At 65.9% G+C, this 14,232-nt stretch carries 1 protein-coding gene; it reads right to left on the bottom strand.

The features are described 5' to 3' along the window. Positions 1-125: 125 nt before the first annotated feature. The gene (locus tag ASD73_RS22820; RefSeq protein ID WP_056373011.1) at positions 126-14,195 is read right to left on the bottom strand and encodes an autotransporter-associated beta strand repeat-containing protein; all 14,070 of its coding nucleotides are present in this window, start codon (positions 14,193-14,195) and stop codon (positions 126-128) included. Between the last annotated feature and the right edge of the window lie 37 nt (positions 14,196-14,232).

The following is a 14,232-nucleotide window of genomic DNA, read 5'->3' on the forward strand; positions in this document are numbered from 1 at the left end:
AGGAAACGCATGGATCAGGCCGATTGGCCGTTTGGAGACGGTCCGCTTCTGGCCCTTAAAAGGTGAAGAGCGGACGCTCCGAAAGATCTGGAGCTCCGCTCTCTCATTAACCCCACTACCGCATCCTAGAACCGCATGCGGAGCCCTGCGGTCCCCTTGAGGCTGTAGCCCGCGCCAAAGTCGGCAAGCCCAGTGTCGCCCGTAACCTCGGTGTAGAGGGTGAACCGGCCGCCGCCCCAGCTATAGCTGCCACCGAAGCCCAGCTCGCCCGTCAGACGCTGGCCGCGGTTCTCGATCGGGGTATCCGACACATCGACGCGGGCGCCGTCCAGCCATTCATAGGCGAGGTTGATCGTGGCATAGACATGCGTCCGCCTTCCCTCTCCCGTTGCGCCCCAGCTCTGCTGGTGGTCGAGTGACAAGCCCCAGCGCGTCTTCAGGCTGTCGCCCCGGTCCGGCGACACGACGGCTTCGACCGGATCGATGAAACGGTCGAACCCGACATGGGCGTAGGTCATCTGAATCTGCGGCGTGACGGTCAGATTGCTACCGATGGACGAGCGCTTGCCGAGTTCGACACTGAAGGCGCGGCCCTTGCCCTTATTGCCCTCGACCAGCGCGCCGAGAATATTCGATTCCAGGTCGCTGTCGAACCAGCTGAGCTTCGCCTGACCGTCGACGTAAAAGCCCTGCGGCCCGTACCAGGTCAGCGATGCCCCAACGCCATAGCCTTTGGTATCGATCGACCCGTTGCCGAAGATCGAGGCGACCGCAGTATCGGCGGTGCCATAATGGGCATTGATCCCGCCAACGAGCGTCGCGCCATCGCTGCGCTGGGCGAGCATCGCGTCGGCGCCCATCTGCGCCTGCCAGCCATCGGCCTTGCGATCGGCGCCGCTGGTCGAGAAGGCGGCTTCAGGGCGCAGCCGCTGCGATTCGAAGCGGCCCCAGATGCCCGTGCCGTCGGCACCCGACGTTCCTGCCCATGAGCGGTTGCCGACGCGTTGCTGCAGCGTCGGCAGGCCGTTCAGCGCCTGCAAGGCGCCGACATAGGCTTCATAGACCGGAACCCCCGGCTGATAGAGCGGCACCTCGGGATCGATCGGGCTGAGCAATGCCGAACGCAGATACCAGTCGCCGTCCTGCGGCGTGGCGACGCCATTCTTGTACAGGCGATAGCCATAGGCACCGACCACCACAGCCTGCTGGCCCTCGAACAGATAATCGCCGTCGAGCGCGAAGCTGCCGTTTGACGCACCCGCGACATCGACGATCTTGATGCCTTCCACCGTCGGCGCGCCCAGCCCGCCGCGGTTGGTCACGCGGACCGTCGTGCTGCCCGCGGTCGCGCCACCGACAACGAGCCGGTCGGATACCGACGTATCGCCGCCAAGCTCGGCTTCGATCTCGAGCACCCCGCCGCGGCCTTCATAGTCGCCCGCGATGGTCAGCGTCCCGATGCTGTTGCCCGGCGCGACGACGCCCGCGTTGACGAGGCTGCCGATCTGGCCGCCGCCCTCGAGCCGTGCGCCCGAAGCCACCGTCACAGCGCCGCCGAGACGGCCTTGCACCGCCAGCGTTCCCGCGGCCACCGTCGTCGAACCGCCAAAGCCGTCACTGTTGCCGGTAACGCGCAGCGTGCCCGATCCGGCCTTGGTGAGCGTCCCCGGTCCCGTGAACAGACCGCCATAGGTGAAGGTCGTGTTGGCCGCGGTCGCGATCGTTCCGGGGCCGGCGACCGCAATCTCGCGGTTGCTCACCAAATCGGCGCTGGTCGCCAGCGTACCGCCGTCGAGTGTCACCTTGCCCGCCGCGGCGCCAAGATTGGCATCGCTGGCGATCTGGACCGTGCCGCCGCTGATCCGCGTGCCGCCGGTATAGCTGTTGGCCCCGCCCAGCACGAGCGTTCCCGCATCGGTCTTCACCAGCTCGGCCGCCCCGGCCAGCACCGAATTGATCGTCGCCTTGAAACCGGCGGCGCCGGAGCTGCCATCGCCGACCCGGATCACCGTTTGCGGCGCGTCGAGCGTGATGCCGCCGCCCGCGATGACATAGCCATCCGCCGCGAACTGCATCCCCGCGACCAACACCGCGCCCAACGCATTATCGACCGTCACAGTCCCCGCCGTGCCGCCGAACACCGCAAAGGCGCCGTCCGAATAGGCGGCGTTCACCGCACCTGAGGCGTTTGTCCAATGGTCGTTGCCTCTGCTCGCCTGCCAGATGCCGTTACCGCCGTTGATTATGCTGTTGTTCTTAGGTCCAGCCGCGCCGTCCCAGAAATTGAGCGTCAGGCCCGCTGAATTGACGAGGTTGACCTGACCCGCGATCGAGGTCTGGATACCGACATTGGCGCCCGCCGGGAGCGTGCCAAGCGAAAGACCGTTGTCGGTCAGCGCGCCGCCATAATTGAACAATCGGTATACGCCGACGTCGAAGGCCCCACCCGCGGGAGCGGCAACGTCGATGGTGCCGTCGAGGGTCAAATTGCCGCCGACGTTGACCAGATCATTGAGCGCGCCGCCCGCGACCCCGGCTTCACCCAGCTCGAACGCGAGCCGGGTGCCGGAGGCGAGTGAGAGATTGCCGCCGATCGTCAGCGTCCCCACGCCGCCCGCGCCCGGCGCGAGCGTCGCACCATCGGCAAGGGTCATGTCGCCGCCGATCGTACCGGTGCCGCCCAGCGTCGCGCCAGATGCGACACTCGTCCTCCCCGTCACGCCCGCATAGTCGCCGTTGACGAAGAGCGTCCCCGCCCCGACCGTCGTGCCGCCGCGATGGCTTCCTGTGCCGCCGAGGACAAGCGTCCCTGCTCCGGTCTTGGTCAAGCCGCCGACGCCGCCGAGCGATCCAGTCAGGGTCAGCGTCGTGCCCGCGTCGGTGAGGAAGCTGCCAGCGCCGGTCAGATCGAACTGACGTGCCGAGGCGAAGCTCGCCGTCGTGTGGAGCGTGCCGCCGTTCAAGCCGAGTCCGCTCGTAACCGCGCCGAGATTGGCGTCGCCGGAGATGCGAAGCGTGCCGCCGTTGATGGCTGTGCCGCCGGTATAGCTGTTGGTATTTGTCAACACGAGCGTGCCGAGATCGGTCTTGACGAGGCGCGCCGAACCGGCGAGCTCGGCCCCGATCGTAGCGATATAGCCCGCGCCCGCGGCGCTGCTGTCGCCGACCTGGACGATCGCGCTGGCGCCAGTCAGCGTCAGCCTGTCACCAGCGATAACATAGCCGTTGCTGGCGAATTGCATGCCCGATGCCAGGACGTTGCCACCGCTGTTGTCGACCGTCACCGTCCCCGGCGCCGCCGAGAAGATCGCGAAGCTGTCCTGCACATAATCGGCGTTGACGGTGCCGTTCGCGTCGGTCCAGTTGTTCGACCCGCCGGCGACCTGCCACACGCCGTCGCCGCCGTTGACTGCGCTGTTGTTTTTGGGGCCGACCGCGCCGTCCCAGAAGCTGAGCGCAAGGCCCTGCGCATTCACGAGGTTCACCTGTCCCGCGATCGCCGTCTGGACCGAAACGCCGGCAGTGCCGCCGGGTATCGCGCCCAGCGTCAACCCGTTGTCGACCAGCGCCCCGCCATAGTTGAGCACGCGGTAGATACCGGGACCGAAGCTGCCGCCCGTCGGAACCGTCACATTGATCGTTCCGTCGAGCGTGAGGTCGCCGCCGACATTGACGAGGTCGTTGAGCGCGCCGCCGGCGACATCGGCCTGCCCGAACTCGTAATTCAGGATTGAACCGCCGGCGAGCGACAGATTGCCGTTAATCGTCAGCGTGCCGGCGCTGGTGCCCGGCGCCAGAATGCCGCCGTCGAGCAGGTCGACATTGCCGCCGATGGTCCCGTTACCGCCGAGCGCCGCGCCGGAGAAGACCGTCATCAGACCTGTCGCCGCCGACTGGTCGCCGTTGACCAGCAAGGTCCCCGCGTTCACCAGCGTCGCACCGGCATAGCTGCTCGCACCGCTCAGCGTCAGCGTACCCGCGCCGTCCTTGGTCAGTCCGCCCGCCCCGACGAAGCGCGGCGAGATGCCGATATCATGGACGTCGGTGTCGATCACGCCGCCGTTCACGCCAAGTGTGATGTCGTGCGTATCGAAGTCGGCAAAGAAGCTGTCGTTGCCGGCAGTCGCGCGCAGCACGCCGCCGTCGAGCGAGAAATTGACGGTCCCGAGACCAGCGCCGATCTCGCCGGTTTCAAGAGCGCCACGATTGCCGGGCGTGCCGAGCAAGGTCACCGTCGATGTGACGCCGTCCGCGACGCCGAGCGAGACGCCGCCCTCAGCCCGGACACGGCCGCCATCTTCGATCGTCAGAGAGCCGTCGCCGTCATTGCCGACGGTCATGCCGAAGTCGGTTACCAGCCAGTTCGAACCCGCGCCGGTCACGACGACGCTGCCGGCATCATTCGCGCCGATATAGCCCTGATTGCTGATGACGCTCGCGCCATTTTCGATGCGCAAGGTGCCGGTGCCAAAGCTGCCGATATTCAATTGCTCGGTGTTGACCCATGACGTGCCCGCACCCGATATGACGGCGTCGCCACGCGCCGACGCGCCGACGACCCCGTCGTTGCTGGTGACCGTCGCGCCATTTTCGATACGCAGCGTTCCGGCGCCGAAAAGGCCGACGTTGATCCGTCCGCTGTTTTCCCACGACGAGCCCGCGCCAGTGACGAGAACCCGACCGATGCCGTCGCTGTCGACACCGATCTGTCCGCCCACGCTGACGACCTTGCCGCCGTCCGCAATGTTCAACGTCCCGTTGCCGTTATAACCGACGAGCACATCGGCATTGTTCGTCCAGGCCGAGGCGACGCCGTTGGCGCCGATGCCCGAGACGTTCACGATGCCCTGACTGCCGGCGTTGGATCCGATCCAGCCCGACTGATTGCTGACCTGACCGCCGGCGGTAATGTTCAGCGTGCCGGTGCCGAACTCGCCGATCACGATGTCATTGGCGCCGGTCCAGGTCGAGGCATTGCCGCTGCCGTCGGCGCCCGAGACGGTGACCGTCCCCCGGCTGCCGAAGTCGTAACCGATATAGGCGATATCCGCGACGCTCACCGCCCCGCCATCGAGGATGTTCAGCGTGCCGGCGCCCTTGTCGCCGATCCGCAGCCCCGCCGTGTTGGTCCAGGTCGAGGCGTTACCGCTGCCGTCGGTGCCGATGACCGTGACGACGGCCTGCTCGCCGCTTTCACGGCCGATCCTGCCCTCCGTATTGCTGAGGGCACCACCGTCCGCGAGCCGCAGTTCGCCTGCCTTCACATAGGTTTCGCCGGCAAAGCTGTTTGTTCCGGTCAGCACCAGCGTGCCGAGGTCGGATTTGATGACGTCGCCGACACCGGTCAGGTTCGACGCAATCGTCGCAGTATAGCCCGCACCCCCGACCGTGCCATCGCCGACGCGAATGATCGCCTCCGGGCCAACGAGCGTTATATCGTCGCCCGCGACAATATAGCCGTCGCTCGCAAACTGCATCCCCGAAGCCGTGACGGCGCCGAGCGAGCCATCGACGGTTACCGTACCACCAACGCCCGAGAAGACCGCAAAGGCATCGTCGGTGAAGGGCGCGTTGGCCGATCCGTCGAACTCGGTCCAATTGTCGTTGCCGCCGCTGGCCTGCCACAGGCCGTCGCCGCCGGTGATCGCGCCGTCATTCTTCGCCCCGTTGACGCCGTCCCAGAAGCGCATGGTGAGGCCGGTGGTGTTCACCAGATTGACCTGGTTCGCGACCGAGGTCTGCACGAAGTAGCCCGAATTGACCGTGAGCCCGTTATCGCTCAGCGTCCCGCCATAGTTGATGATGCGATAGACGCCCGGATCGAAGCTGCCGCCGGGAGGGACCGCGACATTGAGCGTGCCGTCGAGCGTCAGATCACCGCCCACATCGATCAAATCGTTGAGCGCGCCGCCCACAACATTTGCCTCGCCGAAATCGACGTTCAGCGTTGCGGCGGGTGCGAGGCTGAGATTGCCGGCGATGGTCAGCCGGCCCGGAATCCCGCCGACATCGCCCGGATTGAGATTGCCATCAAAGATCTCGACATTGCCGCCGATGGTGCCGGTGCCGCCCAGCGTACCGCCTGTCGCCACGCTGACGAGGCTCGCCGCACCGCCAAGGATGCCGTCGACGAGTAGCGTGCCGCCCGCAACCGAGGTGGTGCCGGTAAAGCCCGAGCTGTCGCCGGTTAGGCGTGTCGTGCCCGCGGCATGGTTGACCACGCCCGCGCCCGACATGGCGTTGGCGAAGAGATAATCGGTCTCGATATGGTTGAAGTTAAGCCGCCCGGTGCCGGGACCGAAAGTAATCGCGCCATCGAGGAAGCCCGCGGCGGCGGCCGGGCCGCCCTCGACACCGCCGATATTGACGACGCCGGTTACCCCGACGGCATCATCGGCAATCGTGAGGCTGCCGGCGGTCACCCGCGCGCCATCGGCGATCGTCAGGACGCCGCTGCCGGCAGTCGACCCCACCACCAGTTCGCCCGTCGTCGTGAAGGTCGATCCGGCGCCCGAAACCAGCGCGCTCGCACCCTGCGCGGCAATCGTCCCGATCTGCGCCGAATCGAAACGCGCGGCGCCGCCAGCGAGCACCGAGAACTGGCCGTTGCGCTGGAGCAGCACCCCGGTGCTCGTCCAGTTGGATCCGGCGCCGGTGATCGTGACGGTGGACGGAGTCGTGTTACCGTTAAGGCTGCCGATCACGTTCAAACCACTCGATCGCACCGTCCCGCCGCCGCTGATCGTAACAGTCGCGGTCGTGCCCGCGAGCGCGCCATTCGCCGCCGTCAGCGCTCCGGCGATGTCGACGAGCGAACCGGTGCCCGACACATTGAGCGTCGCTGGTCCGGCAGCTCCGGTAGGCGCAAGTGACACCGGTCCAGCCGTCGTCCGGATCGTGCCGCCATTCGTCACGTTGACCGTCGTCGCCCCTGTAGAAGTGAGAGCGTTGAGGCGTTGCGCCGCGAAGGCCGATCCAGACCCCGAAACGCTGATCGTACCGCCACCGACAGTTGCGACCGCACCCGTCGAAACCGTATTCCCCGCGTTGATGATGAGCGTGGCATTCTGTTGAACGTTGATAGTGCCGCCGACGCTGCTGTTTCCGGTGAGCGTCAATTGCCCTTCATCGACAAAAATCACGCCGGCCCCGGTGATCGATCCGCCATAGCTGGAACTGTCCGAGCGATTGAAGGAGACGCCGGTTCCGGCATTGACGACAATATCCCCCGCGATCGAACCGGTGGTTCCGCCATCGCCGATCTGGAGCGCGCCCGCTGCGATGGTCGTCCCGCCGCTGTGCATAGCGTCGCCGGTGAGCAGCAGCGTTCCGGCTCCGCTCTTGGTAAGCCTGCCGCCGCCTGCCACGGAGCCGGCCAGCGTCAGGACCGTGCCGGCATTGGTGAGCACGGAGCCCGCGCCGGTCAGCGTTACCGCCCTGCTCGTCGTGATATTCGCTGTCGTGTTGAGCGTGCCGCCGTTGAAATCGAGGCCACCCGCGCCCGCGCCGAGATTGGCATCGCTCGCGATACGCAGCGTACCGCCGTTGATGGCAGTACCGCCCGAATAGCTGTTCGCGCCGGTCAGAACCAGCGTGCCGAGGTCGGTCTTGACGAGCTTGGTCGCGCCGGTGAGAGCCGTGGCGATCGTCGCGGTGAAGCCCGCACCGGCGGCCGTTCCGTCGCCCACGCGGATCATCGATTCCGGCCCGCTCAGCGTCAGCGGGGCACCGTTGATCAGATAGCCGTTGCTCGCGAACTGCAGTCCGGACGCCGTTACTGCGCCGCCCGTATTGTCCAAGGTCACCGTGCCGGCCGTGCCGGCGAAGATCGCGAGCGTATTGTCGGCATAGGCGGCATTCACGCTGCCGTCGGCATTCGTCCAATTGTTGTCGACGCCGCCAAGGTACCAGGTGCCATTGCCGCCGTTGATCACATTGTTGAACTTCGGCCCGGCAGTGCCGTCCCAGAAGCTAAGCGAAAGGCCGAGCGAATTGATCAGATTAACCTGGCCGGCGACCGATGTCTGGACGGTGACGCTGCTCCCGACCGGCAGCACGCCGAGCGTGAGCCCATTATCGGTCAGCGCGCCGCCGTAGTTGAACATACGGTAGATGCCGCCGCCGAAGGTCCCGCCCGCCGATTCACTGACGTTGATTGTGCCGTCGAGCACGAGATTGCCGCCGACATTGACGAGATCGTTGAGCGGGCCACCCGCGACGTCTGCTTGGCCGAACTCGAAATTAAGAATCGAACCGCTCGCCAGCGACAAATCGCCGTTGATCGTCAATGTGCCCGGACTGTTGCCCGGTGCCAGAATGCCGCCATTGGCCACGTTGACATTGCCGCCAATGATCCCGCTGCCGCCGAGCGCGGCACCTGCCGCGACACTTGTGAGGCCGGTCGCGCCCGATTGGTTGCCGTTGATCAGTAGGGTGCCGGCCGTGACGTTAGTCGCGCCGGTATAGCTGTTGTTCGCCGTCAGCGTGACGATGCCGCTGCCCCGTTGCGTGAGCGATCCGGTGCCTGAAACGAAGCCACCAAAACCATTGTTATCCGAGCGATCGAAGACCAGAGAGCCGTTGTTCGTCACATTGCCCAGGATCGAACCAGTGGTGCCGCCATTGCCTAGGGATAGCGTTCCGCCCGAGATTGTCGTGCCGCCGGCATAACCATTGGTCCCGGTCAGGATCAGCGTGCCCGTACCCGATTTGGTGAGACCGCCCGCGCCGGAAACCACGCCGCCAAGGGTGAAGCTGGTTCCGGCATCGGTCAGCATCGTGCCCGCACCGGCCAAGGTCGCGGCGCGCGCGCTGGTGATGTTCGCGGTCGTCCGCAAAATGCCGTTGTTGAAGCTGAGCGGACCTGCGGCGGCGCCGAGATTGGCGTCGCTGGAGATCTGCAGCGTCCCGGCATTGATCGCTGTCCCGCCGGTGTAGCTGTTGCTACCGGTCAGGATCGTCGTGCCTGCACCGCTCTGTTTCACCGAACCGCTGCCGGAAATTACGCCATCAAAGGTGGCAATATTCGACCGGTTGAAGTCCAGGACACCGTCATTGGTGACGTTGCCGGTGATGCTACCCGTCGTGCCGCCATTGCCGAGTTGAAGCGTGCCAGCGCTGATCGTGGTACCGCCCGTGTAGGTGTTCGCGCCGGTCAGGATCGTGATGCCCGCGCCGAGCTGCCGGACCGAACCACTCTGCGCGATCACGCCGCCATAGGTCAGCGTGTCGGCCCGATTGAAACCGAGGACGCCGAGATTGTTGACCGTCGCGCTCGCAATTGATCCCGCTGTGCCGCCATTACCGAGGATCAGCGTACCTGCATTGATATTGGTAAGACCGGTATAAGTATTGGTGCCGGTCAGAACCCAGGTGCCAGCATCGTTCTTCGCCAGCACGGTGACGCCGGTGCCGGCATTGCCGATCGATCCGGCGAGCGTGTTGTTGCCAGTGTTGGTACCACCGAGCGCGATGGTGCGCGCCTGGTCGGCGCCCGCCAGCGTCACGAGGCCCGTGTCGGTGAAGACGATCGCCCCGGTGCCCGAGGATTCGAGGAAGGTGGTGCCCGCCGAGAGCGTGAACAGCCGGTTTGTCGTGTCGCCGGTGCCGGTGTAGCGCAGCGTCGATCCGTTACCGATCACGAGGTTTGCCGCGGCGGCCGATGACGCGCCGATGCTGCTGGCGAGCCCGCCGTTGCTCAGCTTGTCGACGCCGAGCACACCGCCGTTGATCGTGGTGATGCCAGTGTAGTTGCTGTTCGGGTTGTTGAGGATCCAGGTGCCAAGACCGTCCTTGGTCAGCGACGTCACGCCCGCGCCATTGTCGGTGATCTGCGCGGCGAGGCTGTTGTTGCCGCTATTGGTGCCGCCGAGCGCAATCGTCTGGTTGGTACCGGGAGCCGAGAAAGCGATCGCGCCGGTGTTGGTGAAAGCGATCGCGCCGCTGCCCGACGCTTCGAGCCGGCTTCCGGCCGAGCCGCCGAGCGTGAACAGGCGATCGGTGCTGCCGGCCGCGCCGACGTAGCTGAGCGTGCCGCCATTGAGGACGAGGTTGCCCGCGGCGTTGCTCGCCGCACCGATCGCGCTGTTGGTGCCGCCATCAGCCAGGCACCCGACCTGGAGTAGGCCGCCATTGATCACGGTACTGCCGGTAAAGCTGCTAGCGCAGCCGCTGAGCGTCTGGGTAAAAGTTCCGCCCTTGACGAGCCCGCCACTGCCGCTGATCGCGCCGGCATAGTTGCCCGCTCCGGCATTCCCCGCGATCGTCAGCGTCGCCGTGCCGAGCGTGATGTGGCCACCGGCGGCACCACCGCCGTTCAAAAAAGCGATGGAGGTGTTGAAATTATCGAGATCAAGTACGACACCGGCGGTGTTGTTCAGGCCAAATCCGCCTCGCCCGATGGCTGTGTTCGAACCGGCACGCAGGATGCCCCCGGTGACCGTCGTGACGCCGGTGTAGTTGTTGTTGCCCGACAGGATCAGCGTGCCTGCGCCATCCTTGCGGAATGCTCCGCTTCCCGTGACCACGCCGCCGATCCCGAGCACGGTGGCGGCATTGGCGACGTTGATGGCACCGGTAACGATTGCCGTGAGGCCGCGATCGATGCTCGTGCTGCCGCCGGTGTAAATGAGGGAGCTATTGTTCAAGACAAGGTTGCCGGACGCATTGCTCGATGCACCGATACCGCTCGCAAGCCCGCCATTGGCTAGGCAATCCACGGACAGGGCGCCGCCGACGACCGAAGTGACTCCGGTGTAGCTGTTGCTGCAGCCGAGCATCGTCTGGGTGCCACCCGCCGCACGGGTGAAGCCGCCGCTGCCGCTGATCGTGCCGGTGAAGGTGCCGTTGGCACCGCCGGTGGTGAGCGTCGCAGAACCCAGGACGACATTGCCGCCGCCGGCGAGCGCGCCGACCTTGTTCGCGAAACCCGCTAGATCCAGCGTCGCGCCTGTGGCGACGCCCATCAGTGCGTTCTGGTTGCCAAAGGCCTGGACGGAGCCGGCGCGCACCGTGCCCGCGTTGATGGCCGTTCCGCCTTGGTAAAGATTGGTTCCGGTCAGCTCCAGCGTGCCGGTGCCTTCCTTGACCAGCCCACCAACGCCCGTCGCCACGCCGCTCACTGTCAGCACGGCGGCAGGATCGCTGACATCGATCCGGCCATTGCCCGTTCCCAGGGTGAAGCCCCGGTTGGTACTGGTGGTCGCCCCGGTAAATTGCAGCCCGCCGGCATTCTGCAGCACGAGGTTCGCCGAATCCGCCGTCGAAGCACCGATGCCGCTCGCTGCGCCGCCGTTCGCGAGCGTGTTCACCGACAGCGTACCGGCGGACACCGTCGTGGCGCCGCCATAGCTGTTGGCGGCGTTCGCCAGCGTCAACGTGCCCGCGCCGGTCTTGGTCAGTCCGGCATCGTCCGGGCCGACGACGACGCCGCCGAAGGTCAGGTTAGCGCCGCCGTTGGTGACCTGGATTGTCCGCGACGGACCGCCGTTCACGAGCGTGAAGCCGCGATCGGTCGTCCCCGCGCCGGCGCCCGCATATTCCAGCGTCCCGCTTTCGATTACCAGATTGGCGGAATCCGCGGTCGAGGCACCGATGCTGCTCGCGGCGCCGGCGTTGGCGACGCTCGAGATGGCGAGCGTGCCGCCGCTGAGCGTGGTCCCGCCGGTGTAGCTGTTGGTGCCAGTCAGCGAGACCTTACCGCTGCCGCCCTTGATGAAGCCAGTGGCTCCGCCATTGTCGACGATCGTCGCAGCGATGGTGAAGGCACCGGTACCGGTGCCGTTGTGGAGAACGCCGACTGTCCCGCCGCCCGCGCTGCCCGTGAGCGAACCGCCCGTGATTGTCTGGCTGGTATTGCCGACACTGGAAGCGACGATGATGGTTCCATCCACGCCGAGCGTGTTGGCGCCGCCGACGGTCACCGTGGAGTTGGTCGCCGCAGTATATTTAAGGCCGGCGAGCTGCACATCGCTGGTGAGGGTGTTGAAAAAGGCTGTGTTGGCCGCGCCGCCCGCGTCACTGACCACATCGCCGGTCAGCCAGGTGCCGGCATCGTCCTTGTTCGCATAGGCGGTGAAGGCTGCGATGGTGCCGCCCAGCACCTGCGCATAGTCGGTGCCGTTGACCGTCGCCCAGCCAAGAGCGCCATCCCCATTGCTGGTGGTGATCGCGCCGCTGACAGGCAAGGTGAAATCCAGGAGGCCGCCCGTGCGCGTGAGCGTGCCGAGGTTCAGCACCATGCTGCCGCCCGCACCGGACGTCGCGACGATCCGGTTGTTGCCCGCGGTCACGTTCAGCCCGTCGAAGGTCTGGCTGTTCACACCCCCCGCCGCGCCGGTGAGGGCAAGCGTGCCGCCAGCCATGTTCAGCGCCGATTGGGCGGAAATGATGTCGCTGGCAGGTGCTCCCGCCGCCGTGAAATTCAGCGCCAGCGTGCCGCCATTGATCGTGGTATCGCCGGTGTAGGTGCTTTGCCCGGAGAGCGCGAGCGTGCCAGTGCCGTGCTTCACGAGGCTTCCGTTGCCGGTGATGCCGCCAGAATAGCTGGTGCTGGCAGCGCCGTTGACAGTCAGATCGGCGCCGTTGAGCGCCACGCTGCCGCCCGTTCCCGCGAGCGAAGTGGCTTGAAGATCATGGGTATTGAGGTCCAGCGTACCCCCATTGACGACCAACGCATTCGGCGCGCCAAGAGCTTGGTCGCTGCCGAGCTGCAGGGTTCCGCTGTTGACGGTGGTCGACCCGACGAAGATGTTGGCGCCGCTGAGCAGCCAGACATTGCCTGCGCCGCCGCTCATAACGAGGTTGCCGGTGCCCGAAATCACGCCCGACAGGGTGTTGGTGCCCGCGAAGCCGCCGCCGAGGATCAGGGCATCGGCCGGAGCGGCGGCATTGAACGCGACCGCGCCGCTGAGGGCGAGCGCGCCGGTGCCGTCGTTGAGCACGCTGTTGACGCCGTTGAGGAGCAGCGCGCGATTGGTACCGCCACCGGTACCGGTATAGGACAACGCGCCGCTGGTGAAGGCGATCGTCCCGTCACCGGTCATGCCCGTGCCTAGCGAACTGACGGTGCCCCGGTTCGCCAATGAGCTGGCCTTGACGGTCACTCCCTGGATCGCCGTGGGAGCGGTAAAACTGTTGGTACCGCCCAGCGTAATCGTGCGGGCGGTGCCACTGCCCTGGAAGAAGATCGGCCGGAACCCCGAAATGTCGCCCAGCAATTCCATGTCGGCCGTTTGGGCGCTGAAGGCCACGAAGACCGTGGTCAAGCCGCTCTGAGAGAAGTTGCCGGTCAGCGACAGCGTCCCGGTCCCCTGATTGATCAGGCTGATGCCGCCGCCGCCGTTTCGCATCGACCAGCCGCGGTTGGAAACGTCTCCGTCGCCGGTATAGACCGCGCTGGTGCTGCCGGCACCGATCTCCGAGCCGATGAAGATCGTGTTGCCGGCACCGAGCGAGCTTGCCTGGCCGATATTGCCGACCGAGGTGAAAGAGAGGTTGACGCCATTGGCATTGATGTCGCCGGTGAAATCGTTGGCGTCGTTGTTCAGCGTAGTCGACTGGACCAGTTGAAGACTGCCGGCGCCGGTGATGCGCGCCGAGCCCACTCCTCCGCCGATGCTCGCCGCTCCGGCGAGCGTGACGACGCGGGTGCTGGCCAACGCGCCCGTGCTCCGGAGGCTCGCACCGGCGGACAGAGTGATGTTGTTGTCGACACCAAGCGCCGCATCGCCGTTGACTGTCAGAATGCCCTGCGTGACATTGACCCCGCCGCTGAAGACATTGGCGCCAGTGAGCGTCAGCGCGCCGGAGCCCGCCTTGGTCAGCCCTGCGTTCCCGGCAAGGATCGAGTTAATGGTGGCGGTGCCATTGGTGGTAATGGTAGGCGCGGTGCCGGCGAGCGTCAGCGTGCTACTCGTGAGACTATAGGTAGTGTTGGCGTCGAAGGTGAGGTTGCCCACCCTGATCGGCGTGATCAGCGTTACTGTCGCGTTCGTTCCGTTGGGACCGCCGAAGATGGCGTTGTCGACGCCGCCATTGTTCCATGGGGTATAGGGACCGCTGACGCCGTCGCCATTGGGGCTCCAGGTCGAGGAGGCCGTATCCCAGGTGCCTGTTCCACCGCGGTTGGCTGCGGTACCGTTCGGGTCCCAATATCTGTCCTGCTGCGCGTTGGCTGGCGAAGGCAGGCTGAACAATGCGAGGGCGGCAAGGGAAGCGCTACCGAGCAAGCGC

Origin of the sequence: Sphingopyxis sp. Root154 (assembly GCF_001427105.1) — a bacterium.
GTDB lineage: Bacteria > Pseudomonadota > Alphaproteobacteria > Sphingomonadales > Sphingomonadaceae > Sphingopyxis.